Genomic DNA, 23,171 nt, shown 5'->3' with positions numbered 1-23,171 from the left:
TTACGCTGCCTTGAACTCGATCAGCGGAGCACCGTCCGCGACCTGGTCGCCGACGTTGTACAGCACATCTTCCACCAGCCCGTCGCCAGGCGCCGAAATGGTGTGCTCCATCTTCATCGCTTCCATGATGATCAACGGGTCGCCCTTTTTGACTTCCTTGCCCTTGGCGGCGATCACGGCGACGACCTTGCCCGGCATCGGCGCGGTCAGGCGGCCGCCATGCGCTTCGGTCTCGCCCACGTGCGCCATCGGGTCGTCGTAGGCCAGCTGGAAGTGGCGCCCGCCGGTGAACACGTGGAACAGGTCGCCGTCGCGGCGCACGGTCGCGTGCATCGAGGTTTCGCCCAGCTTGATCGAGAACTCGGGTCCGCTGCGCGAGGCCAGCGACATCGGCACTTCGATCCCGCCGTAGGACAGGGTCCAGCCGTGCGATTCGTACTTGACGGTCACGTCGTAGCGCTTGTTCTCGTCCGCAAACGCGAGCTGGCGCTGGTAGGCCGCGTTCAGGCGCCAGCCGCGCGCATTGCCCCACGGGTCGGCCGGGTTGGCGGCGACGCTGGCGGAGGTGTCCTTTTCGCCTTCGATCAGCGCGACCGCGGCCAGCGCGAGTGCGCCCAGCGGCACGGAACGCGGCGGCGGGAACAGCGCATCGCCATTGCGGTCGATGAGGCCCGTGTCCAGGTCGGCCGTGGCGAAGGCGTCGCCTTCCACCAGGCGCTTCAGGAATGCGATATTGGTGGCCAGGCCCACGATCTGGAACTCCGACAGGGCCTGCGACATGCGCGCCAGCGCCTGCGTGCGGTCCGCACCCCAGACGATCAGCTTGGCGATCATCGGATCGTAGAACGGCGAGATGGCGTCGCCTTCGCGCACGCCCGAATCGATACGCACCGGCGCCGGAGCGACGCCCGGGGTGCCGCCCAGTTCGAACGACACGCCGTCCGGCGTTCCCATGTGGCGCAGCGTGCCGATCGACGGCAGGAAGCCCTTCTCCGGATTCTCCGCATACACGCGCGCTTCGATCGAATGGCCGTGGATGAACAGTTGTTCCTGCTTCTTCGGCAGCGGCTGGCCGGCGGCCACGCGCAGCTGCCATTCCACCAGGTCGGTCCCGGTGATCATTTCGGTGACCGGGTGCTCCACCTGCAGGCGGGTGTTCATCTCCATGAAGTAGAAGGAGCCGTCCTGGTTGGCGATGAACTCCACCGTGCCCGCGCCGACATAGCCGACCGCCTTGGCCGCGTTGACGGCCGCCTCGCCCATCGCCGCGCGGCGTTCAGGCGTCATGCCCGGCGCCGGCGCTTCTTCCAGCACCTTCTGGTGGCGGCGCTGCACCGAGCAGTCGCGCTCGTGCAGGTAGACGCAGTTGCCGTGCTTGTCCGCGAACACCTGGATCTCGATGTGGCGCGGACGGATCAGGTACTTCTCGGCCAGCACCTTGTCGTCGCCGAAGGAGCTGATCGCCTCGCGCTTGCAGGACGCCAGCGCAGCCTTGAAGTCTTCGGCCTTCTCGACCACGCGCATGCCCTTGCCGCCGCCGCCCGCGCTGGCCTTGAGCAGCACCGGGTAGCCGATGCGGTCGACCTGCTGCTGCAGGAAGTCCGGGTCCTGGTTGTCGCCATGGTAGCCAGGCACCAGCGGCACGCTGGCCGTCTCCATCAGCGACTTGGCGGCGGACTTGGAGCCCATCGCGCGCATCGACGATGCGGGCGGGCCGATGAAGACCAGGCCGGCCTGCTCGCACGCTTCCGCGAATTCCGCGTTCTCGGACAGGAAGCCGTAGCCCGGGTGGATCGCTTCCGCCCCTGTCGCCAGCGCCACCGCAATGATCCTGTCGCCAACCAGGTAGCTTTCCTTGGCCGGCGCAGGTCCGATCAGGACCGCCTCATCGCATACCGCCACGTGCTTCGAGTTGGCGTCCGCCTCCGAATACACGGCCACGGTGCGGATACCCATGCGGCGCGCGGTGGCGGCGACACGGCAGGCGATTTCGCCACGGTTTGCGATGAGGATTTTCTTGAACATGCTGGTGTCTTTCGTTTTTATGATGTCGAAGGTCTGGCCGCGGGCAGCGTGATCAGCAGCCGCACTTTTCCTTTGGCGCCGAGTCGAGCGTCGCGGCGCGGGTGGACAGGCCCAGGCGCGCCAGCAGCGCGCGGTCGTCTTCCGCTTCCGGGTTCTCGGTGGTCAGCAGCTTGTCGCCGTAGAAGATCGAGTTGGCGCCCGCCATGAAGCACATCGCCTGCACCGCTTCGCCCATCTGGCGGCGCCCTGCGGAAAGGCGCACGCGCGCCTGCGGCATGGTGATGCGCGCCACCGCGATGGTGCGCACGAATTCGATCGGGTCGAGCGGATCGATGCCGTGCAGCGGCGTGCCCTCGACCTGCACCAGGTGGTTGACCGGCACTGATTCCGGATACGGGTTCATGTTCGCCAGCTGCGCGATCAGGCCGGCGCGCTGTTCGCGCGATTCGCCCATGCCGACGATGCCGCCGCAGCAGACCTTCAGGCCGGCCTGGCGCACGCGGCCCAGCGTATCCAGGCGGTCCTGGTATTCGCGGGTCGAGATCACGTTGTCGTAGAAGTCAGGCGAGGTGTCGATGTTGTGGTTGTAGTAGTCCAGGCCCGCGTTCTTCAGGCGGTCCGCCTGGCCTTCCTCCAGCATGCCGAGGGTGGCGCAGGTTTCCAGGCCCAGCGCCTTCACTTCGCGCACCATCGCCTCGACCTTTTCCATGTCGCGTTCCTTCGGGCTGCGCCATGCGGCGCCCATGCAGAAGCGCGTCGCGCCGTGCGATTTCGCTTCGCGCGCGGCATCGAGCACGGTGTCCAGGTCGAGCAGCTTCTTCGCCTCGACGCCGGTGTCGTAGCGGGCGGCCTGCGGGCAGTAGTTGCAGTCTTCTTCGCAGCCGCCGGTCTTGATCGACAGCAGGGTAGCCAGTTCGACGTCGCCGTTCGGCCAGTGGGCGCGGTGCACTTCCTGCGCGCGGAACATCAGCTCGTTGAACGGCAGTTCGAACAGCGCCAGCACGTCGGCGAGCGGCCATGCCGCGGCTTCTGGCAGCTTGACCGGGCGGACGGCAGGGTGGAAGGTGACGGCTTCAGTCATGTTGATTCCTTTGTGATTCAATCTTTACGGGACGGCCAGCCGGGCAGGCCGGCGAGGTCCAGGTGCGCGGCAGCGTTGGCTGCCGTCGGATGTTTGAGGTGCGGCACCCGTCCGAGGAAGGGCGCCGGGATGCGCTGCGTGAGCGCTTCGATATTCTCGTCGGCGAAATTCATCGGACCGATTTCATTGGCGACCCAGCCGGCGATCACCAGCCCGCGCGAGGCGATCGCTTCGGCGGTCAGCAGCGCGTGGCTGATGCAGCCCAGGCGCATGCCGACCACCAGGATCACCGGCAGGTCGAGCGCCACGGCCAGGTCGGCGGTATCGGTGGTGTCGTTGAGGGGCACGCGGAAGCCGCCCACGCCTTCCACCACCATCGCATCGGACGCGGCCGAGATCTCGGCATACGCGGCGATGATCGGCACCAGGTCGATCTCGACGCCTTCCAGCGCGGCAGCGATGTGCGGCGCGGCCGGTTCGCTCAGCAGGTAGGGCGTGGTGATGTGCTGCGGCAGCGACACGTTGCCGGCGGCGCGCAGCATGGCCGCGTCGTCGTTGTGCATCTGGCCATCGCGCAGCTCCGCGCCAGCCGCGACTGGCTTCATGCCGCACGCGCGAACGCCGGTCTTCACCAGCGCGTGCAGGATCGCGGCCGACACCAGCGTTTTGCCGATCTCGGTGTCGGTGCCGGTGACGAAGCACGCGAAGCGCGACGGCACGCCGTCCAGCACGGGCGCCGGCGCCGGCTCTGCGATTTCCGATGGCACGACGGTTTCTTCGAGGCTCATGTCATGCTCCGTTCCAGTTGGTTGACCGCGTCGCACAGCTGCGCGACTTCCCCCGCGGTATGCGCCGCGGACAGTGTGATGCGCAGGCGCGCGGTATCCGCCGGCACGGTCGGCGGGCGGATGGACGCCACCCACATGCCCTGTTCGTACAGCGCGGCGCCGGCCTGCATGACGGCGGCGTTGCTGCCGATGACCACCGGCTGGATCGCCGTTGGCGATTCGATGTGCTGCCAGGTGCGCAGCGTGAGGCTGTTGCGCGCCTGCCGGATCAGCGCCTGCAATTGCGCGCGGCGCTCGCGGCCTTCGCTGCCGCCGATGATTTCGACGCTGGCCAGCAGCGCATGCGCCAGCGCCGGCGCCGGCGCGGTCGTGTAGATGTATGGCCGCGCGCGCTGCACCAGCAGTTCAATCACGCTGCCATGCGCCGCGACGAACGCGCCGCCGACGCCGGCCGCCTTGCCCAGCGTGCCGACGTAGACGATGTTCTGCGAACGCAGGCCGAAGTGCTCCAACGCGCCGCGGCCGTTTTCGCCGAGCACGCCGAAGCCGTGCGCGTCGTCCACCACCAGCCATGCGCCGTGCTGTTCGCACAGCGCCAGCAACTGCGGCAGGGGAGCGATGTCGCCGTCCATCGAGAACACGCTGTCGGTCACGACAATCTTCGTTGCTGCGCTGCTGGCCTGCAGCTGCGCCGCCAGCGCCTCCAGGTCCGCGTGCGGGTACACGCTGACCTGCGCACGCGCCAGCCGCGCCCCGTCGATCAGCGATGCGTGGTTGAGCGACTCGGAGAAGATGTGCGCGTCCGCCGCTGCGCCGAGCGCGGTCAGCACTGCCAGGTTGGCCATGTAGCCGGTGCAGAAGTACAGCGCGCGCGCCGACTCCATGTGGGGCGAAACGAAGCCGGCCAGGCATTCCTCGACCAGCTCGTGGGCCCTGCTATGGCCGCTGATCAGGTGCGATGCGCCGCTTCCCGCGCCATACAGCGACGCCCCTTCGCGCAGCGCCTCCACCACCAGCGGGTGCGACGCCAGGCCCAGGTAGTCGTTGCTGCAGAAGGCGACGATGTCGCGGCCATCGACCGTCATGCGCGGTGCGCAAGGCGTTTCCACCGTGCGGCGCACGCGCGTGAGTCCGCGCGCGGCATGTTCGCCCAGCTGCTTGTCGATGGCGTCGATCAGGTTCATGTCAGCCGGTCACCGCGTCGAAGGTGGCGAGCGTGCGCTGGGCCAGCAGCGCGGTTTCCTCGTCGTTCAGCACATAGGGCGGCATCAGGTATACCGTGCGGCCGATCGGCCGCAGCAGCAGTTCGTTCTCGACCGCCTTGGCAAAGAAGCGGCGCGAGAAGGTCGCCGCCTTCCCTGCATCGTCCTCCACCGCATCGAAAGCCCAGATCATGCCGCGCTGGCGGAAGTTGCGCACGCGCTCGTGCGCGGCCAGCGGCGCCAGCGCAGCCGTCAGCCTGGCGGCGCGGACCCGGTTGCGCGCGATGACATCGTCCTCGCGGAAGATCGCCAGCGTGGCCAGCGCAGCGCGGCAGGCCAGCGGATTGCCGGTGTACGAATGCGAATGCAGGAAGCCGCGCGTGACGTCGCAGCTGTAGAACGCCTGGTAGATCTCGTCGCGCGTCAGCACCAGCGACAGCGGCAGGTAGCCGCCGCTGATCCCTTTGGACAGGCACATGAAATCGGGCCAGATGCCGGCCTGCTCGCTGGCGAAGAAGCTGCCGGTACGGCCGCAGCCCACGGCGATTTCGTCGCAGATGAGATGCACCTCGTAGCGGTCGCACAGCGCGCGTACCAGTTCCAGGTAGAGCGGGTCGTGCATCGCCATGCCGGTTGCGCACTGCACCAGCGGCTCGACGATGAGGGCGGCAATCTTGTCCGCGCGCTCTGCGAACAGGCGCTCGACATCCTGCGCCGCCCGGCGTGCCACGTCCTGCGCGGTTTCGCCTTCGCGGGCGTTGCGCGCATCCGGCGACGCCACCGTGCGCGAGGCGCGCAGCAGCGGGCCGTACGCATCCTTGAACAGCGCCACGTCCGTGACCGCCAGCGCGCCGACGGTCTCGCCGTGGTAGCTGCCTTCCAGGCAGACGAATTCCTGCTTCCCGCTCCTGCCGCTGTTGCGCCAGTAGTGGAAGCTCATCTTGAGCGCGATCTCGACCGCCGATGCGCCGTCCGACGCGTAGAAGGCGTGTCCCAGCACATTGCCGGTCAGGTCGGACAGCTGTTCGGAGAGCTTTACCACCGGCTCGTGCGTGAAGCCGGCGAGCATCGCGTGTTCCAGCGTCTCCAGTTGTTCGCGCAGCTCCGCGTTGATGCGGCGGTTGGCGTGCCCGAACAGGTTGACCCACCACGAGCTGATCGCGTCCAGGTAGCGCTTGCCCTGGTGGTCGTACAGCCACACCCCGCGGCCGTGGCTGACCGGGATCAGCGGCACGGTTTCGTGGTGCTGCATCTGCGTGCAGGGGTGCCACACGCTCTTCAGGCTGCGTGCGACCCAGTCCTGCGATGCGTCTTTCAGTTCAACCATGAGGGCTTGCGCTTCTCCAGGAACGAGGCCACGCCTTCGCGGCCTTCGGCGGACGCGCGGATGTTGGCGATGCGATCGGCGGTGTCGGCCAGCAGTTCGGTGGTCACGGGCTTGCCCGGGATATCGCGCACCAGCTCCTTGGCCAGCCTGACCGCGTCCGGGCTGTTGTTCACCAGCGCCTTGACGATGCCGCCCACGACCTCGTCGAGCGTATCGACCGTCGCCACTTCATGCACGAAGCCGATGCGGTGCGCTTCCTGCGCGCTGAAGCGCTCGGCGGTCAGGAAGTAGCGGCGCGCCGCGTTCTCGCCCATCGCCTTGATCACGTACGGCGAGATGGTCGCGGGGATCAGGCCCAGCTTGACCTCGGACAGGCAGAAGTTCGCCTCCTGCACCGCGACCGCGATATCGCAGGCAGCGGCCAGGCCCATGCCGCCCGCGTAGCAGTCGCCCTGGATACGGGCCACGACCGGCTTCGGGCACAGGTAGATCGTGCGCAGCATGTCCGCGAGGGCCAGCGCATCGGCGCGGTTCTCGTCGTGCGAGTAGCCGGCCATCTTCTTCATCCAGTTCAGGTCCGCGCCGGCGCAGAAGGCCTGGCCTTCCGCGGCCAGCACGATCGCGCGCACGAACTCGTTGCGGCCCAGTTCATCGAAGGCCAGCGCCAGCTCGGCAATGGTCTTCTCGTTGAAGGCATTGCGCACGTCCGGACGCGTGAGCGTAACGGTGGCGACCTTGCCGGCGATGGAAACGGAGAGGGTGGTGTAGTCCATGTCGGGTCCTTACATGCGGAACACGCCGAACTTGGTGTTCGGGATTTCGGCGTTCAGCGCGGCGGACAGGCCCAGGCCCAGCACCATGCGCGTGTCGGCCGGATCGATCACGCCGTCGTCCCACAGGCGCGCGGTGGCGTAGTACGGGTGGCCCTGGTGTTCGTACTGTTCCTTGATCGGCTGCTTGAACGCGGCTTCCTCGTCCGCCGACCACTGGCCGCCCTTCGCTTCGATGCCGTCGCGCTTGACGGTGGCCAGCACGGATGCCGCCTGGTCGCCGCCCATCACCGAGATGCGCGCATTCGGCCACATCCACATGAAGCGCGGCGAGAACGCGCGGCCGCACATGCCGTAGTTGCCTGCGCCGAAGCTGCCGCCGATGATGACGGTGAACTTCGGCACCGCAGCCGTGGCGACGGCCGTCACCATCTTGGCGCCGTTGCGCGCGATGCCTTCGTTCTCGTACTTGCGGCCGACCATGAAGCCGGTGATATTTTGCAGGAACACCAGCGGGATCTTGCGCTGCGCGCACAGCTCGATGAAGTGCGTGCCCTTGAGCGCGGACTCCGAGAACAGGATGCCGTTGTTGGCGATGATGCCGACCTTGACGCCGTAGATGTGCGCAAAGCCGCAAATCAGCGTGGTGCCGTAGCGCGCCTTGAATTCGTCGAACTCGCTGCCGTCCACGATGCGGGCGATCACCTCGCGCACGTCGAAGGGCTTGCGGGTATCGACCGGGATCACGCCGTACAGTTCTTCCGGCGCGTATTTCGGCTCCACCGATTCGCGCAGCGCCATCTGCTGCGGCTTGGTGCGGTTCAGGTTCGACACGATGGTGCGCGCCATCGACAGCGCGTGCAGGTCGTTCTGCGCCAGGTGGTCGACCACGCCGGACAGGCGCGTGTGCACGTCGCCGCCGCCCAGGTCTTCCGCCGACACCACCTCGCCGGTCGCCGCCTTCACCAGCGGCGGGCCGCCCAGGAAGATGGTGCCCTGCTCCTTGACGATGATCGACTCGTCGCTCATCGCCGGCACGTAGGCGCCGCCCGCGGTGCACGAACCCATCACGACGGCGATCTGCGGGATGCCCTTGGCCGACAGGTTGGCCTGGTTGTAGAAGATGCGGCCGAAGTGGTCGCGGTCCGGGAACACGTCGTCCTGGTTCGGCAGGTTGGCGCCGCCCGAGTCGACCAGGTAGATGCACGGCAGGTTGTTCTGGTCCGCGATCTCCTGCGCGCGCAGGTGCTTCTTGACCGTCATCGGGTAGTAGGTGCCGCCCTTGACGGTGGCGTCGTTACAGACGATCACGCACTCCTGGCCGGACACGCGGCCGATGCCGGTGATGATGCCGGCCGACGGCGCCGCGCCATCGTACATCTCGTAGGCAGCCAGCTGGGACAGTTCGAGGAAAGGCGTGCCCGGGTCGAGCAGCATCTGGACGCGGTCGCGCGGCAGCAGCTTGCCGCGCGCGACATGCTTGGCGCTGGCAGCTTCGCCGCCGCCCTCGGCCACCTTGGCGACCTTCGCGCGCAGGTCGTCGACCAGCGCCTGCATGGCCGCCGCATTGGCCTTGAAATCGTCACCGCGGGGATTGAGTTTGCTCTCGATGTGGGGCATGGCTGTCCTTTTTATTCTGGGAAGGTCCCGTCGACGTAGAACCAGCGCAGCGTCCCGTCCACGTCTTCGCGCCTGAAGCGGCTGATCTCGTGGAGGCGGTGGGCGCGCCCGTTGATGCGGTAGCGGGCGACGAATTCCACGAAGTCCTCGTCCGGCGCCGCCTCTGCTTTACGTTGACGTAAACGTAAAGCAGATTTTACCTCAAGTCCGAGCCATTGCAATTTCTCGGCGGGGTCGATGACCTGCTCCTGCGGCCGGGTGGACGGATGCCAGGTCGCCAGCAGGTAGGGCTCGTTTTTCAGGGTGTAGGCGCTGTAGCGCGAGCGCATCAGCCGCTCGGCGGTGTCGGGCACCGCCGCCCCTTCTATATAGGGGCCGCAGCAAGTGTCGAAGGAGGGGCCGCCGCAGGGGCAAGGCTGTCGTGTGGCCATTGCTGGATCGGTCAAAGTAAAACAGCCATTATCTGTCATCCCGGCGGACGCGGGGAGGACGGCCGTTTTTGGCGGAATCGGCTAATTCATGGCCGATTCCGCCAAAAGCGGATCAGCGCAGGGTCAGCCCGTCGAGCGAGAACGGGGTCGGTTTGCCCATCATGAGCTGCGACAGCAGGTTGGCCGTGCCGCAGGCGAAGGTGAAGCCGAGCGGCCCGTGGCCGACGTTCAGCCAGAGGTTCGACAGCGGGCTGGCGCCGATGATCGGCGCGCTGTCCGGCGTAGCCGGGCGCAGGCCCGCCCACTTGGAGATGCGGCTGTAGTCGGCCGCGTTGGGCATGGTGGCGCGCGCCAGGCGGATCAGCCCATCGATGCGCGCCGGGTCGATGCGGGTGTCCTCGCCGACGATGTCGGCCATGGCCGCCACGCGCAGGCTGTCGCCGATGCGCGCATACAGCGTCTTGCGCTCGAAGTCGGTCACGCTGATCTCCGGCGCGACATGGCCGGCGCCGATCGGCGCGGTCAGGCTGTAGCCCTTGAGCGGGTACAGCGGCAGGTAGATGCCGGCGCTGTGCGCCAGCGTGCGGCTCTGGATGCCCGCCGCCAGCACGTAGCTGTCGGCCTGCAGCATGCCGTTCGAGGTATCGATCCCGGTGACGCGGCCCGCTTGCGTCACGAAGCTGTACGCCTCGGCGCGCACGATGCCGTCAAAGCGCGGGTGCGCCAGCAGGCGCCGCTCCAGCGATTTGCAGAAGGCGTAGCAGTCGGCGACCGCTTCGCCGCGGGTCAGGATGCCGCCTGCGAGGATGCCTTGCGCCTCGCGCAGCGCCGGTTCATGCTCCGCGCATTCGGCGGCGGACAGCACCTGGCGCACGTCCTCCGACTCCGGGCGCGACACGGCGGCATCGAAGGCGGACTTCGACCGGTACACGACCAGCTTGCCCGCGTCGCGCCAGCCGAATTCGGACAGGGGAATGGTGGGTTCGAGCTGCGCCATCGACTGGCGGCTCAGCTCACCGAGCTGCAGCAGCCTGGCGGTGGTCTTGTGGTTGGCCGCGCTGTTGCAGTTGGCGAGGAACTTGAGGAGCCAGCGCCACTGGCGCGGATCGGCCTCGAGGCGGAACTTCATCGGGCCGTCCTTCTGGAACAGCCACTGCAGCGCCTTGAGCGGCACGCCCGCGTCGGCCAGCGGAGCGACATAGCGGTAGCTGAGCTGTCCGCCATTGCGGAAGCTCGCTGCCGTGCCCACCTGCTCTTCGCGTTCGAGCAGGGTGACGCGGTAGCCGGATTCGAGGAGCCACCAGGCCGATGTCAGGCCGACTACTCCGCCTCCGATAACTATTACATGCTGCATGCTTTGTCGCTATTCTTGTCGATGTCTGGGCGAGCTTAGGGGGTGACCGGGCGCGCGGCTAATGAATGTGCTTGGAGCGGCCATAACCGCCACTTATTGATGGCCGGAGGTCCTGTCAGGCGGCGATCGCGTGGCGGTAGAGGGCCGTCAGGATGCGCTCCTGCATGCGCGGCATCGAGGAGTAGCGGCCCGGCTGGAGCTCCGGTTCGGTGCTGCTGCCGCCCACCAGCATGATCATGCCGTTGCCGCTGGCCGGGTCCATCACGAAGGCCGAACGCAGCCCGTAGGCGTAGCCGAAGTGGCCGATGCCCGAGAAACCGCCGCCCTCCACCACCTGGTGGCCGGTCAGCGGCTGGTCGGTGTAATGCTGGTTGCCCAGGCCCCAGGCGTAGAAGAGATTGCGGTTGCTGTCGCCGTTCTCGCCGCGACCGTCGAAGGTCCACTGGCGCGTCAGCATCGACAGCACCGTCTCCGGCTTGAGGAACTGGCGGCCCTCATGGCGCCCGCGGTTCATCAGCATCAGCATGACGGTGGACAGGCCGGCCGCCGAGATGCGCAGGCCGCCCGTGGGGCTGAACGGCGTGGCGTTGGTGCCGACGGCGTAGTTCCCGATGCCGGGCGGCGGCGCCGGCGCCTTCTTGCCGAAGTCGTCCACCTGCGCAATCCAGGGCCCGTTCGGGTCCCACACCTCGGTATCGGTGGTGCGCTTGCGGTACAGGGTGGCGATGTTCGCAACGTCCTCCGCGCCCATCTCGGACGGGTTGTAGCCGCCGCGCAGGCCGAGCGGGTCGAGCAGCAGGCGCTTCATCAGCCTGTCGAAACGCTCGCCGGTAACGCGCTCCATCAGCGTGCCGATCACGGCCCAGTTGAGGTTACAGTAGGTGAAATAGGCGCCCGCCGGGGCGCGCGGGGACCACATCTTGCCGTCGCCATAGTGCGGGGCTCCCGGCACCAGGATGTCTTTCAGCGCGCGGTCGGCCGGCCAGGCGTAGCCTGCGTCGTCGCGCAGCGAGGCGTTGTGCGTGAGGAGGTGGCGCAGCGTGATCGGCTGGTCCGGGAAGTGCGGATTGCGCAGGCTGAAGCCGAGCCAGGTGCTGACGTCGGCATCGAGCGTCACGCGCCCTTCTTCCACCAGCCGCATCAGGCCCAGCGTGGTCATGAATTTCGAGATGGAGGCAATGCGGAACATCGTGCGCGCGGTCACCGGCTGGCTGGCGTCGCCGTCGATGACGCGGTGCCCGAGCTGGCGCTGGTAGACCGGCTTGCCGTGCCGGACCGCGATCACCGACATGCTGGCGAGCTGGCATGCGGGATCGGAGAAGATCGCGGCCAGCTCCGCATCGAGCCTGCCATGGTCGGGATCGCGCAGCGCCGACAGCGCGCCGCCGCTCTGCGGCATCGCATGCGCGCTCATGACGCGGCTCACTCCTCCCAGCAAGGCCAGGCCCAGCAAAGCGCGGCGTCCCTGTTGCATGCGATCCCCCAGAATAAATACGTTTCGGGGCAAGGTTAGGCCGGTGCAAACACCGTCGCCAATGAATTCCATTCAGCAACACATAACCGGCGGATATGCGGCGCAGCCATGTCGTCCATATAACTTCCGTGAATGTGCATGCAGCGTTAATTCATGCTGTTGAGAAACATTGGAGATACATAAGACCAGTACACTGCCAATTAACCCACATCTCACAAGTCCATGATTACCGCCAATTACCCACGCCAGTTCCGCGATACGACGCCGCTCTACATGCAGGTTGCGCGCAAGCTGATGCAGGACCTGCGCGACGGCCGCTACCAGGCCGACCAGGCGCTGCCGGCCGAGCGGCTGCTGTCGGAGCAGCTCGACATCTCGCGCGTCACCGCGCGCAAGGCGATCGACCAGCTGGTCGAGCAGGGCCTGGTGGTGCGCAAGCGCGGCTCGGGCAACTACGTGGCGCCGCGCATCGAGCAGCCACTGGCGCAGCTGTCCGGCTTTTCCGAGCAGCTGCAGCAGAGCGGCTACCGGGCCGGCTCGACCTGGCTGCGGCGTGCGATGTCCAGCGCCAGCGGCGACGAACAGCAGGCGCTTGGGCTGGCGCCGGGCGCCAGGGTGGCGCGGCTCGAGCGCCTGCGCCTGGCGGACGACGTGGTGATGGCCTACGAGGTTACCGCCCTGCCGTCCACCGTGCTGTCCCGTCCCGATGCGGTCGGCGGCTCGCTCTACGAATACCTGTCGCGCAAGGGCCGCCAGCCGGTGCGCGCGCTGCAGAAAATCCGCGCCATGAACGCCTGCGCCGACATCGCCGCGCGCCTTGAGGTGCCGGTCGGGCGCGCTGTCCTGTTCGTCACCCGCACCGGCTTTGACGCCGCTGGCGTGGCGGTCGAGCTCACCCATTCCTGGTGCCGCAGCGACCACTACGACCTGGTCGCGGAAATGCACCGCGCTGCATAACATTTCGGCATGGCGCTATCCGATCCTTTCATGTGAACTGCGCCATCTTTGGTATTACACTGGTCCCATGCTAAAAACCGAGACACCCAACACCGAACACGCCCACCTGGACCAGTATCCAACCGGCCAGCTGGTCGAGACGCTGGTAAACGACCAGCTCACCGCCATCGAAGCGGTGCGCGCCGCCGCGCCCCAGATCGCGGCCGCGGTCGATGCCGCCGTGCCGCGCATGCAGGCCGGCGGACGCCTGCTGTATGTGGGCGCAGGCACGTCGGGCCGCCTGGGCGTGCTCGATAGCGTGGAGCTGTATCCGACCTTCTCGTGGCCGAAGGAGCGCGCGGTCGCCCTGCTGGCCGGCGGCGTCGACGCGATGTTCGTCGCGGTCGAAGGCGCGGAAGACGACCTGGAGCAAGGCAGCGCCGACCTGCGCGCGCTGTCGCCGACCGCCAACGATGTGGTGCTGCTGCTGGCCGCCTCCGGCCGCACCCCCTACGTGCTGGGCGCGCTGCGCACCGCGCGCGAACTGGGCGCGCTCACGATCGGCTTCGCCAACAATACCGGTTCGCCGGTGGCGGGCGAGGCCGACATCGGCGTCACGCTCGATACCGGGACCGAGATCATCTCGGGCAGCACGCGCCTGAAAGCCGGCACCTCGCAAAAGATCGCGCTGAACACATTTTCCAGCAGCCTGATGGTCCGCCTGCACAAGGTTTATGGCAACCTGATGGTAGACTTGAAGCCGACCAATGCAAAGCTCGTGGTCCGTGCGGTACGCCTGACGATGATCGCCACCGGCGCATCGGAAGAACAGGCCCGCGCGGTGCTCGAAGAATGCGGTTTCCATGTCAAGGTCGCGGTGGTGGCCTTGAAACGACAAACCAGTGTCGGGCAAGCGCGCGCTTTGCTGGATGCGGCGCACGGCAGCGTGCGACAGGCGCTCGCCGCCTGACCGCGCGGCATGCCGCCATAGCCCGGCTGACGAAAAGAGTTATGCAAACCTCGCAATCGAAAAGCCCGTGGCTGTGGGTGCCACCCCTGTATTTCGTCCAGGCCGTTCCGTATGCCGTCGTGATGTCCCTCTCGGTCATCATGTACAAGGACCTGGGCATCTCCAATAGCGACATCGCGTTCTATACCAGCCTGCTGTACCTGCCCTGGGTGATCAAGCCACTGTGGTCGCCGCTGGTGGACATGTTCGGCACCAAGCGCCGCTGGACGGTGCTGATGCAGATGATCTGCGCGGCCGCACTCGGCTCGCTGGCGGGGGTGCTGCACATGCCCGCCTTCTTCACGATCAGCCTGGCGATCCTGTGGGTGATGGCGATCAGTTCGGCCACCCACGACATCGCCGCCGACGGCTTCTACATGCTGGGCCTGCGCCAGAAGGACCAGGCGGCCTACGTGGGCGTGCGCAGCACCTTCTACCGCCTGGGCAACCTGGCGGTGCAGGGGCCGCTGGTGTACCTGGCCGGCGAGATGACCAAGGCCAGCGGCGATCCGGCCCAGGCCTGGTCGGTCACCTTCGTCGTGCTGGCGATCGCCTTCGCGCTGCTGGTCGGCTGGCACCAGTTCATCCTGCCGCGCCCTGACACCGACCATGCAGTGGCCAAGAGCGCCAATCCGCTCAAGGATTTCGTCGACACCTTCGTCGCCTTCTTCCGCAAGCGCGACTTCTGGCTGATCGTCGGCTTCATCCTCACCTTCCGCCTCGGCGAATCGCAGATGCTCAAGCTGGTGGTGCCATTCCTGCGCGACCCCGTCGCGGCCGGCGGCCTTGGCATGAGCACGTCGGAAGTCGGCGTCGCCTACGGCACGGTCGGCGTGACCGCGCTGGTGCTGGGCGGCCTGCTGGGCGGCTTCCTGATTTCGCGCTGGGGCCTCAAGCGCTGCCTGTGGATCATGGTGTTCGCGGTGCACCTGCCCGACCTGGTGTTCGTCTACCTGTCGCAAACGCAGCCCCAGGACTTCTACCTGATCTCCGGCTTCATCGCGGTCGAGCAGTTCGGCTACGGCTTCGGTTTCACCGCCATGATGATGTACATGATCATGGTTGCGGAGGGCGAGCACAAGACCGCGCACTACGCGCTGTGCACCGGCCTGATGGCGCTCGGGATGATGGTGCCCGGCATGTGGAGCGGCAGGCTGCAGGAATACCTCGGCTACCAGAGCTTCTTCATCTGGACCTGCCTGGCCACGGTACCGGCCTTCATCATGGCGGCACTGGTGAAGATCGATCCGGAGTTCGGCAAAAAGTAATGCTGCACGGCCGGCTGATCTCTCTCGATGCGTTCCGCGGTTTCACGATCGCGGCCATGGTCCTGGTGAACAACCCGGGCGACTGGAACCATTTGTACGGCCCGCTGGCGCACGCACCCTGGAACGGGTGGACCTTCACCGACCTGATCTTCCCGTTCTTCCTGTTCATCGCGGGGGTGTCGATGGCGCTCTCGCTGGGGCGCCAGCTGGACGCAGGCGCGCCCAAGGGTGCGCTGGTGGCAAAGCTGGCGCAGCGCGCGCTGCTCATCTTCCTGATCGGGCTTGCGCTCAACTTCATCCCGGCGTTCAACCTCGACACGCTGCGCATTCCCGGCGTCCTGCAGCGCATCGCACTGTGCACGCTGCTTGCGGCGCCCATCGCGGTGTACCTGGGCTGGCGCGGCCAGCTCGCCACCGTCGCCGCGCTGCTGGCGGCGTACACCGGCCTCGTGCTGCTGTTCCCGGTGCCGGGCATCGGCGCGGGCGTGCTCGAGCCGGGCATGGACTTTGGCGCCTGGATCGACCGCATGGTGCTGGACGGGCATATGTGGGCCAGGTCGAAGACCTGGGACCCCGAGGGCCTGGTGTCCACGCTGCCCGCTGTGTGCAGCATGCTGGCGGGCGTATTGACGGGACGCTGGCTCGCCACCGGCAAGCCGCGCCAGGTGCAGACGCTGTGGATGCTGGCTGCCGGCGCCGTGTTCATCATCGCGGGCATGTTCCTCGATACCGCGCTCATGCCGGTCAACAAGAGCTTGTGGAGCACTTCCTACGTGGTGCTCACGACGGGCTACGCCCTGCTGGCCTTCGGGGGCGCGTACTGGCTGCTCGATGCGCAGCCGTCGCTGATGCTGCGCGAACGCACCCGCCTGCTGGCACGTCCATTCCTGATCTACGGGATGAACGCACTATTCATTTTCGCGTTTTCCGGCCTGGCCGCTAAAATGCTCGGCTTTATCAAGCTGCAGCAGGACGACGGCAGCGAGCTGGCGCTGGGACGCGTGCTGTACGCACCGCTGCGCGACCTGCCGGTGGGCGCCGTCAACAGCTCGCTGCTGTATGCCATCCTGTTCAATGCCGTGATGTTCGCGGTCGCGTGGGCGATGTGGCGCAAGAAGTGGTTCGTAAAAGTATGAACAAAAGGATGAGCATGAAACGACGCACCTTTGGGCTCGCAACGATCGCCGCCGCGGTGGCGCTGGTCAGCAGCTGCACCACCACGACGACGGTCGCGCCCGATGTCTCGGCCCTGCCGGCGCCGCTGGTCGTGGCCGAGAATCCGCCGCCGGCGCCGCGCGAGTTCCGCGCCGCCTGGGTCTCGACCGTGGCCAACATCGACTGGCCGAGCAAGACCGGCCTGAGCGCCGCGCAGCAGCAGGCCGAGGCGATCGCGATCCTGGAACGCGCCCGGGCGATGAACCTCAACGCCATCGTGCTGCAGGTGCGCCCGTCCGCCGATGCGATCTATGCGTCGAAGATCGAACCGTGGTCGGAGTACCTGAGCGGCGCGCAGGGCCAGGCCCCGCAGCCGTGGTACGACCCGCTCAAGTTCTGGGTCACCGAGGCGCATGCGCGCGGCATCGAACTGCACGCCTGGTTCAACCCTTATCGCGCACGCCACTCGGGCGCCAAATCGGTCCCGTCGCGCGACCACATCTCCAACACCAATCCGGGCGCGGTCAAGCAGTACGGCAAGTTCCTGTGGATGGACCCGGGCGAGGAAAGCGCATCGCGCCAGACGCTCGATGTGGTGCTGGACGTGGTGCGCCGCTACGACATCGACGGGGTGCACCTGGACGACTACTTCTACCCGTATCCCGAGACCGGCAACAACGGCCTGGACGCCGGCGCCGCCACGACCGAGATCGATTTCCCCGACAAGCCGGCATGGGACCGCTACCGCGCCGGAGGCGGCACGCTGGACCGCGCGTCCTGGCGCCGCGATAACGTCAACCGCCTGATCGAGCGCCTGTACCAGGGCATCCATGCCGAGAAGCGCTGGGTGAAGTTCGGCATCAGCCCGTTCGGCATCGGCCGCCCGGACCGCCGCCCGCCGTCGATCCAGGGCTTCAGCCAGTACGACAAGCTGTACGCCGACGCGGAACTGTGGCTGCAGCAGGGCTGGCTGGACTACTTCACGCCCCAGCTGTACTGGCCGCGCTCGCAGACGCCGCAGGCCTACGACACGCTGCTCGACTACTGGATCGGCCAGAACACGATGGGCCGCCACATGTGGCCGGGCCTGTTCACCAGCCGCATCGGTGCGCCGTCCAGGGACTATGAGCCGCAGGAGGTGCTGGAACAGATCGCGGTGGCGCGTTCGCGTCCCGGTGCAACCGGCCACGTCCACTTCAGCATGGTCGCGCTGACCGAGAACCGCAAAGGCATCAGCGACCAGCTGCGCGCGGTGCACTACACGGCGCCGGCGCTGGTGCCCGCGACACCGTGGCTGGCGGGCGCCGCGCCTTCGGCGCCGCGCGTCACGGCAGTGCGCTCGCCGGGCGGGGTCGAGCTGAAGCTCGCATCCGGACCGTCCATTGCGGCCTACGCCGTGTGGGCGCGCTACGGCCGCCAGTGGCGCTTCGACGTGGTGCCTGCCGCGCGTGCCGGCGCGGTGGTGGCCGACGACGCGGCGTTGGGGCGGGTGGACGCGATTGTCGTCAGCGCCGTGGACCGCGTCGGTGTCGAAAGCCAGCGCGTGACGGTGGACCTGAACAAATAGCGGTCGAACATAACCTTTTGTCATGCGCAGGCGCGAAGCTTTCATGCGCAGGCAAAAGGGCTTAGTCGTACACTCGAAGCATGCACTCTACACATGATGGCCTGGGCCTCGGGCTCGATGCGGGCGGCACGCAGACGCGCTGGGCGCTCGCGCGTCCCGACGGCAGCATCGTCGCGGAAGGCCGCGTCGCCGGCCTGTCCGCGCTCCAGATGGGCAGCTCGGACGGCCGCGCCGCCATCCGCGCCACGCTGGCGGAACTGGCCGCTGCGGTCGCGCAGCACGGCCAGCCGGTGCGCCTGCATGCGGGGCTGACCGGCTTCGGCTTCGAATCGGGCCAGCTGGTGCAATGGCTGGCAGAGCTGCTGGCGATCCCTGAAGCCGCGATCACGCTGTGCAGCGACATCGAGATTGCCTACCTCGCCCATTTCGCGCGCGGCCAGGGCTATCTGGTGTACGCTGGTACCGGCTCGATCGGCGCCTACATCGACGACGCGGGGGAATTCCACCGCGCGGGCGGGCGCGGCGTGGTGCTGGACGACGGCGGCGGCGGGTTCTGGATCGCGCGCGAGGCGCTGCGCCAGGTCTGGCGCACCGAGGATGAACGCCCCGGCGCCTGGCAGGCCTCCCCGATGGCGCGTGCCATCTTCGATTACATTGGCGGTTCGGACTGGACGCAATCGCGGCAGTTCATCTATGGGCAGGAGCGCGGCGCGGTGGGCAAGCTGGCGCTGGCCGTCGCGTCCAGCGCGCAGGACGACCCGGCCGCAGCCGCCATCCTGCGCGAGGCGGGAGCCGAGCTGGCACGGCTGGCGCGTGCGCTGGTGGCGCGCTTCGGACCGCGCCCGGTGGTACTGTCGGGGCGCGCGTCGGAGCTGCACCCGCTGGTATTCGAATCGATGCGCGCGGCGCTGCCACCCGCGATCGCGCTGAGCCAGTCCGCTGCGGGCGCGCACCTGGCCGCCGCGCGGATCGCCGCCCTGCCACAATAAACACAACGACAACGAGACAATGGTACCCAAGATGAAAAAGCTGTTTGCCGCCACGCTGACGACCGCCCTGCTTGCAGGCTGTACCGCGCCGGGGCCCCGCATCGACACCACCTACACGGCCAAGAGCCAGAGCAGCCGCGTCAAGTTCGTGATCGTGCACTACACGGTCAGCAACCTGCCGCAGTCGATCAATATCCTGACCAACCAGGTCGTCAGCAGCCACTACCTGCTGACCGACGAGGCCAAGCCGACGCTGTACCGCCTGGTGGACGAGAGCCGCACCTCGAACCACGCCGGCGTGTCGAACTGGAAGAACTATTCGCTGCTCAACCCGAGCTCGATCGGCATCGAGATCGTCAACCCGGGCTTCACCATGAACCCGGACGGCACCCGCCAGTGGTATCCGTTCCCGCAGGCGCAGATGGATATCCTGATCCCGCTGCTCAAGGACATCGTCAAGCGCCACAATATCGAGCCGAACCACATCCTCGGCCACGCCGACATCGCGCCGCAGCGCAAGCAGGATCCGGGACCGATGTTCCCGTGGAAGCAGCTGGCCGACGCGGGGCTGATCCCGTGGCCGGACGACGCCAAAGTGCGCGAGCTGACCGCCGCTTACACGCCGCAGGTGCCGGAAGTCCTGTGGTTCCAGAAGAAGCTGAAAGCCTACGGCTACACCGTGCCGCTGACCGGTGAGCTGGACCAGGCCACGCGCAATGTCATTACGACCTTCCAGATGAAGTACCGTCCGGTGAACATCGACGGCATGCCGGATGCGCACACCGCCGCGATCCTGGACGTGATGACGCCGGGCGATCCGACCCGGCCGGCGCCGGTTCCGCCGCCGGTGCAGACCACCCCTGTGGAGCAGCCGCCGGCAGGAGAGATCCCGGCAGCGCAGGTGCCTGCGGTGCCGGTCCCGCCTGCGCAGCCTGTGCCGCCAGCGCCGGTGCCGCCGGCGCAGCCAATTCCGCCAGCGGCTCCGGTACCGGCAACCCCGCCGGTACAGGAAACGCCGCCCGCACCTGCAACCCCGCCCGCCGTCCAGGCGCCGGCAGTGCCAACGAAATAACAGACGGGCCGTAAACCGGCCCTGCTGTCGCGGCGCGGCGCATTTTCCGATATGCTGCGAGCCTCGGACAGTAAAGGATTCCCGCCATGCGCCTTCGTCATATCGAAGTCTTCCACGCCATCATGCAGGTCGGCACCATCAGTGGCGCCGCCCAGGTGCTGCATATTTCGCAACCTGCGGTGACCAAGGTCCTGCAGCACTGCGAACTGCAGCTCGGGATGCCGCTGTTCGAGCGAGTGCGCGGCAAGCTGTACCCGAAGCCGGAAGCGCACCGCCTGTTCGCGGAAACCGAAAAGCTCAACCGCGACCTGCAGGGTATCCGCCGCCTGGCGGCAAGCCTGAAGGGCCGCGCGATCGAGACCATCCGCCTGGTATCCACCCCGACCGTGGCGATCGCCGTGCTGCCGGACGCGATGACGCACTGGCGCCGCGAGTTCTCGACCACCCGCTGCGAGCTGGCCACCCACCACACCAACGAAATCGTCAACGCGCTGCGCCTGGGCGAAGCGGACCTGGCGCTGTCGCTGCAGGACCCGCGCCATCCCGGCATCGTGGCCGAGCCGCTGGCGCAGGGCGTGATGACCGTGATCGCGCCGGCCGGCACCTGGACGGAAGAAGAATGCACACAGCCGCTGTCGGCGGAAGGCCTGACCGGCGAGCTGATCGGCCTGGCCGACAACGACCCGCTGGGCGAAATGATCGTCGCCGCGTGCGAAGCGCAGGGCGTGCATCCGGTATTCCACACCGTCGTGCAGACCTACCAGATCGCCCGCTCGCTGGTGGAAGCGGGCGCCGGCACCGCCGTGGTCGACCCGTTTACCGCAGCTTCGTCGGTTGCATCGCGGGTACAGAAACGCGCGTGGGATCCGGCGATCCCGGTGCAGCTGTTCCTGCTGACCGCCAGCCACGCGCCGCTCTCGCACGGTGCGCGCGAACTGGCCAACAGCATCGGCGCGGCCGCGCGCGCCTGTCTTGAAAAAGGATGTCAATGACGCAGCACCTCGCCATCGAACAGCTCGATGGCCACCCGGAATTCCGTCACCTGTCCACCATCGAAGGCATCGGCGTCGACCTGCGCTACGCCACCCCGGACAACTTTGTTGGACGCGACCTGTACTCCCCGTATGACTGCGCCTGGCTGCACACGCAGGCCGCCGAGGCGCTCGAGCGCGCCGTCGCATGGCTGGCGCAGCGCAAGCCCGGCCATACCCTGCTGGTGCTGGACGCCCTGCGTCCCCAGCGCGTGCAGGAACAGCTGTGGGCCGCGCTGGACGGCACCGACCTGCGCATGTACCTGGCCGATCCGGCGCGCGGCTCGATCCACTCGTTCGGCATGGCGCTGGACATCACCATCGTCGACGAGCATGGCCAGGAGCTGGACATGGGCAGCGGATTCGACGAGCTGAGCGAGCGTTCGCATCCGATCCTGGAGCCGCGCATGCTGGAGGCGGGCGAGATCCAGCCGCACCACATCGCCAACCGCGAACTGCTGCGCGGCGCGATGTTCCATGCGGGCTTCGTCGGCATCAACAGCGAGTGGTGGCACTTCGACTGCGGCAACCGCGACCAGGTGCGCGCCACCTTCCGCCGCGTGCTGTAAGGCGGGACTGTCCCCTTAGAAGACCGGAGACGGGCCTGAGGGAACGGTTCCCTGGCGCGCGACCCACTCCACCAGCGCATCGGTAATCGCGCGCCCATTCCCGTTACCGACCCGCTCGTCGTTGACCATCACGACCACGATATGCGTGCGGCCAGCAGCGTCCGGCACATAGCCGGCCAGCGCCACCACATCCTTTAGCGTCCCGGTCTTGAGCCGCGCGCGCTGCGCCGCCGGCGTGCCCTTCAGGCGCCGGCGCAGCGTGCCGTCCACGCCGGCGATCGGCATGCTGGCCTGCAGCTCCGGCAGCCAGTTGCCATTGCTGGCCGCGCGCAGCACGCCCGCCATCTGGATCGGGGTGATGCGCTCCAGACGCGACAGCCCCGAACCGTTCTCGATCACCAGCCCATCGTCGCCGATGCCGTTCGAACGCATCCACGCGCGCACGCTGGCGTCGGCGCGCACCAGGGTGCTCTGCGTTTCGGCCCCCGCGATCGGCCTGCTGCCGCGCACCGGATCGGACTCCAGGCTGCCCAGCGCCAGGTACAGCGTGCGCGCGAACAGGTTGTCCGAGGTCTTGTTGGTGTCGCGCACCAGTTCCGGCAGCATGCGCGAGGTGTGCTCGGCCAGCACGCGTGCGGTTTCCGGCGTCTTTCCTTCCACGACCTCGCCCTTGAACACGCCGCCGACGCGCTTCCACGCGCTCTGCATGGCGCGCCCCGTGTACTCCTGGCGGTCGATCACATTCACCTGGTAGGCACTGTCGCAGTACTTCGGGAAGGTGCCGCGCAGGACGACCTTCAGCTTGCCGCCCGCTTCGCTGCGCACTTCCGGCGTCTTCCAGCCGTCTTCCCATTTGGCGCAGGGCGCGTCGATCAGTTCCATCTCGGAGGCGATGCTGACGCCTTCCAGTGCCGGCCACATCGCCAGCTTCATCGCGGCGCCGGTGGAGCGCATGTCCACTTCGATCAGGTTGCCGTTGACGATGACGGCGTCCGGGATCACGTTGTAGTACGCGTCCGGATACTCGTCGAAAGGCGGGACGCCGGCATCCAGCCGGGCCGGGTTGAACAGCGAACGGTCCACGATCATCTTGCCGGCGATGCGGCGGATGCCCTGGTTGCGCAGCGAAAGCATCATCTTTTCCAGCGCCGCCGGGGACAGGTCCAGGTCGGCGCCGCCGCGCAGCACCAGGTCGCCTTCCAGCACGCCGGCCTTCACGTCCCCGACCGCCAGCAGTTCGGTGCGCGCCCGGAACACGGGACCGAGCAGGTCCAGCGCGGCCGCCGTGGTCACCATTTTCATCGTCGACGCCGGCGCCCGCGCGCGGTCCGCCAGGTGGTCCAGCACGATCGTGTCGTCGCGGATCACGAATGCGCTCACGGATTCTTCCGGGATGCCCCGGGACGAGAGCACCTCGGCCACGGGCGCAGGCAGCCCGGCATGGGCGGCCGGCAGCCACGCGAACAGTACGGCGGCAACGATACGGCGGATCGGCATGGCGGG

The 23,171-nt window shown here is 67.5% G+C and carries 20 protein-coding genes; 9 read left to right on the top strand and 11 right to left on the bottom strand.

Annotation, left to right across the window (positions count from 1 at the left end; genetic code table 11):
- From ACFSQR_RS00865 to ACFSQR_RS00820, 10 genes are all read right to left on the bottom strand, one after another.
- Nucleotides 1–2,025 (bottom strand): acetyl/propionyl/methylcrotonyl-CoA carboxylase subunit alpha, encoded by a 2,025-nt coding sequence (locus tag ACFSQR_RS00865; protein WP_377726999.1) that lies wholly within the window; start codon nt 2,023–2,025, stop codon nt 1–3.
- Between the two features lie 52 nt (nt 2,026–2,077).
- The gene (bioB, locus tag ACFSQR_RS00860) at nt 2,078–3,106 is read right to left on the bottom strand and encodes a biotin synthase BioB (RefSeq protein ID WP_377726997.1); all 1,029 of its coding nucleotides are present in this window, start codon (nt 3,104–3,106) and stop codon (nt 2,078–2,080) included.
- A 17-nt stretch (nt 3,107–3,123) separates the two neighbouring features.
- Entirely contained in the window at nt 3,124–3,894 is a 771-nt protein-coding gene (gene bioD, locus ACFSQR_RS00855) for a dethiobiotin synthase (RefSeq protein WP_377726994.1), read from the bottom strand.
- Nucleotides 3,891–5,078: an 8-amino-7-oxononanoate synthase gene (gene bioF, locus ACFSQR_RS00850; RefSeq protein WP_377726991.1), complete on the bottom strand. Its 1,188-nt coding sequence runs from the start codon at nt 5,076–5,078 to the stop codon at nt 3,891–3,893. The genes bioD and bioF overlap by 4 nt, the downstream gene beginning before the upstream one ends.
- A 1-nt stretch (nt 5,079) precedes the next feature.
- Nucleotides 5,080–6,423, bottom strand: a complete 1,344-nt coding sequence (bioA, locus tag ACFSQR_RS00845; protein WP_377726988.1) for an adenosylmethionine--8-amino-7-oxononanoate transaminase — start codon at nt 6,421–6,423, stop codon at nt 5,080–5,082.
- The gene (locus ACFSQR_RS00840) at nt 6,411–7,196 is read right to left on the bottom strand and encodes an enoyl-CoA hydratase/isomerase family protein (protein WP_377726986.1); all 786 of its coding nucleotides are present in this window, start codon (nt 7,194–7,196) and stop codon (nt 6,411–6,413) included. Before ACFSQR_RS00840 ends, bioA begins: the two co-directional genes overlap by 13 nt.
- Before the next feature lie 9 nt (nt 7,197–7,205).
- Nucleotides 7,206–8,813: a carboxyl transferase domain-containing protein gene (locus ACFSQR_RS00835; protein WP_377726983.1), complete on the bottom strand. Its 1,608-nt coding sequence runs from the start codon at nt 8,811–8,813 to the stop codon at nt 7,206–7,208.
- Nucleotides 8,814–8,824: 11 nt separating this feature from the next.
- Nucleotides 8,825–9,244 carry a YchJ family protein gene (locus ACFSQR_RS00830; RefSeq protein WP_377726980.1) on the bottom strand — a complete coding sequence of 140 codons (420 nt, stop codon included), beginning with the start codon at nt 9,242–9,244 and terminating at the stop codon, nt 8,825–8,827.
- A gap of 112 nt (nt 9,245–9,356) precedes the next feature.
- Nucleotides 9,357–10,598, bottom strand: coding sequence for a D-amino acid dehydrogenase (locus ACFSQR_RS00825; RefSeq protein WP_377726977.1), 1,242 nt, complete (start codon nt 10,596–10,598; stop codon nt 9,357–9,359).
- Between the two features lie 115 nt (nt 10,599–10,713).
- Nucleotides 10,714–12,072, bottom strand: a complete 1,359-nt coding sequence (locus ACFSQR_RS00820; protein WP_377726974.1) for a serine hydrolase domain-containing protein — start codon at nt 12,070–12,072, stop codon at nt 10,714–10,716.
- A gap of 222 nt (nt 12,073–12,294) precedes the next feature.
- On the opposite strand from ACFSQR_RS00820, the gene ACFSQR_RS00815 reads away from it, so the two are divergent.
- The 9 genes from ACFSQR_RS00815 (at nt 12,295) to ACFSQR_RS00775 (ending at nt 21,668) form a co-directional block, all read left to right on the top strand.
- Nucleotides 12,295–13,029, top strand: coding sequence for a GntR family transcriptional regulator (locus ACFSQR_RS00815; protein ID WP_377726970.1), 735 nt, complete (start codon nt 12,295–12,297; stop codon nt 13,027–13,029).
- A gap of 67 nt (nt 13,030–13,096) precedes the next feature.
- Nucleotides 13,097–13,978, top strand: a complete 882-nt coding sequence (murQ, locus tag ACFSQR_RS00810; RefSeq protein WP_377726967.1) for an N-acetylmuramic acid 6-phosphate etherase — start codon at nt 13,097–13,099, stop codon at nt 13,976–13,978.
- A 41-nt stretch (nt 13,979–14,019) separates the two neighbouring features.
- Nucleotides 14,020–15,285 carry an MFS transporter gene (locus ACFSQR_RS00805; protein ID WP_377726964.1) on the top strand — a complete coding sequence of 422 codons (1,266 nt, stop codon included), beginning with the start codon at nt 14,020–14,022 and terminating at the stop codon, nt 15,283–15,285.
- Nucleotides 15,285–16,421, top strand: a complete 1,137-nt coding sequence (locus ACFSQR_RS00800) for an acyltransferase family protein (RefSeq protein ID WP_377726961.1) — start codon at nt 15,285–15,287, stop codon at nt 16,419–16,421. The genes ACFSQR_RS00805 and ACFSQR_RS00800 overlap by 1 nt, the downstream gene beginning before the upstream one ends.
- Nucleotides 16,422–16,435: 14 nt before the next feature.
- Complete coding sequence (locus ACFSQR_RS00795) at nt 16,436–18,007, top strand: glycoside hydrolase family 10 protein (protein WP_377726958.1); 1,572 nt, start codon at nt 16,436–16,438, stop codon at nt 18,005–18,007.
- 80 nt (nt 18,008–18,087) lie between these two features.
- On the top strand, nt 18,088–18,996 hold the full coding sequence (locus tag ACFSQR_RS00790; protein WP_377726955.1) for an N-acetylglucosamine kinase: 909 nt from the start codon (nt 18,088–18,090) through the stop codon (nt 18,994–18,996).
- A 31-nt stretch (nt 18,997–19,027) separates the two neighbouring features.
- Complete coding sequence (locus ACFSQR_RS00785; RefSeq protein WP_377726953.1) at nt 19,028–20,068, top strand: N-acetylmuramoyl-L-alanine amidase; 1,041 nt, start codon at nt 19,028–19,030, stop codon at nt 20,066–20,068.
- Nucleotides 20,069–20,154: 86 nt separating this feature from the next.
- Nucleotides 20,155–21,060, top strand: a complete 906-nt coding sequence (locus ACFSQR_RS00780) for a LysR family transcriptional regulator (protein ID WP_377726952.1) — start codon at nt 20,155–20,157, stop codon at nt 21,058–21,060.
- Nucleotides 21,057–21,668: a M15 family metallopeptidase gene (locus ACFSQR_RS00775; protein WP_377726950.1), complete on the top strand. Its 612-nt coding sequence runs from the start codon at nt 21,057–21,059 to the stop codon at nt 21,666–21,668. The genes ACFSQR_RS00780 and ACFSQR_RS00775 overlap by 4 nt, the downstream gene beginning before the upstream one ends.
- A gap of 15 nt (nt 21,669–21,683) precedes the next feature.
- On the opposite strand, the gene dacB is transcribed toward ACFSQR_RS00775, so the two are convergent.
- Nucleotides 21,684–23,165, bottom strand: coding sequence for a D-alanyl-D-alanine carboxypeptidase/D-alanyl-D-alanine-endopeptidase (dacB, locus tag ACFSQR_RS00770; protein WP_377726947.1), 1,482 nt, complete (start codon nt 23,163–23,165; stop codon nt 21,684–21,686).
- Between the last annotated feature and the right edge of the window lie 6 nt (nt 23,166–23,171).

The organism is Pseudoduganella sp. GCM10020061 (genome assembly GCF_042683405.1).
Classification (GTDB): Bacteria; Pseudomonadota; Gammaproteobacteria; order Burkholderiales; family Burkholderiaceae_D; genus Telluria.
Note: the sequence above shows the minus strand (reverse complement) of the source record. Positions and strands in the feature narration are given on the sequence as shown.

Coding starts and splice junctions, on each gene's coding strand:
- ACFSQR_RS00865 (WP_377726999.1), bottom strand. CDS start 2,025: ATGTTCAAGAAAATCCTCATCGCAAACCGTGGCGAAATCGCCTGCCGT.
- bioB (WP_377726997.1), bottom strand. CDS start 3,106: ATGACTGAAGCCGTCACCTTCCACCCTGCCGTCCGCCCGGTCAAGCTG.
- bioD (WP_377726994.1), bottom strand. CDS start 3,894: ATGAGCCTCGAAGAAACCGTCGTGCCATCGGAAATCGCAGAGCCGGCG.
- bioF (WP_377726991.1), bottom strand. CDS start 5,078: ATGAACCTGATCGACGCCATCGACAAGCAGCTGGGCGAACATGCCGCG.
- bioA (WP_377726988.1), bottom strand. CDS start 6,423: ATGGTTGAACTGAAAGACGCATCGCAGGACTGGGTCGCACGCAGCCTG.
- ACFSQR_RS00840 (WP_377726986.1), bottom strand. CDS start 7,196: ATGGACTACACCACCCTCTCCGTTTCCATCGCCGGCAAGGTCGCCACC.
- ACFSQR_RS00835 (WP_377726983.1), bottom strand. CDS start 8,813: ATGCCCCACATCGAGAGCAAACTCAATCCCCGCGGTGACGATTTCAAG.
- ACFSQR_RS00830 (WP_377726980.1), bottom strand. CDS start 9,244: ATGGCCACACGACAGCCTTGCCCCTGCGGCGGCCCCTCCTTCGACACT.
- ACFSQR_RS00825 (WP_377726977.1), bottom strand. CDS start 10,598: ATGCAGCATGTAATAGTTATCGGAGGCGGAGTAGTCGGCCTGACATCG.
- ACFSQR_RS00820 (WP_377726974.1), bottom strand. CDS start 12,072: ATGCAACAGGGACGCCGCGCTTTGCTGGGCCTGGCCTTGCTGGGAGGA.
- ACFSQR_RS00815 (WP_377726970.1), top strand. CDS start 12,295: ATGATTACCGCCAATTACCCACGCCAGTTCCGCGATACGACGCCGCTC.
- murQ (WP_377726967.1), top strand. CDS start 13,097: ATGCTAAAAACCGAGACACCCAACACCGAACACGCCCACCTGGACCAG.
- ACFSQR_RS00805 (WP_377726964.1), top strand. CDS start 14,020: ATGCAAACCTCGCAATCGAAAAGCCCGTGGCTGTGGGTGCCACCCCTG.
- ACFSQR_RS00800 (WP_377726961.1), top strand. CDS start 15,285: ATGCTGCACGGCCGGCTGATCTCTCTCGATGCGTTCCGCGGTTTCACG.
- ACFSQR_RS00795 (WP_377726958.1), top strand. CDS start 16,436: ATGAAACGACGCACCTTTGGGCTCGCAACGATCGCCGCCGCGGTGGCG.
- ACFSQR_RS00790 (WP_377726955.1), top strand. CDS start 18,088: ATGCACTCTACACATGATGGCCTGGGCCTCGGGCTCGATGCGGGCGGC.
- ACFSQR_RS00785 (WP_377726953.1), top strand. CDS start 19,028: ATGAAAAAGCTGTTTGCCGCCACGCTGACGACCGCCCTGCTTGCAGGC.
- ACFSQR_RS00780 (WP_377726952.1), top strand. CDS start 20,155: ATGCGCCTTCGTCATATCGAAGTCTTCCACGCCATCATGCAGGTCGGC.
- ACFSQR_RS00775 (WP_377726950.1), top strand. CDS start 21,057: ATGACGCAGCACCTCGCCATCGAACAGCTCGATGGCCACCCGGAATTC.
- dacB (WP_377726947.1), bottom strand. CDS start 23,165: ATGCCGATCCGCCGTATCGTTGCCGCCGTACTGTTCGCGTGGCTGCCG.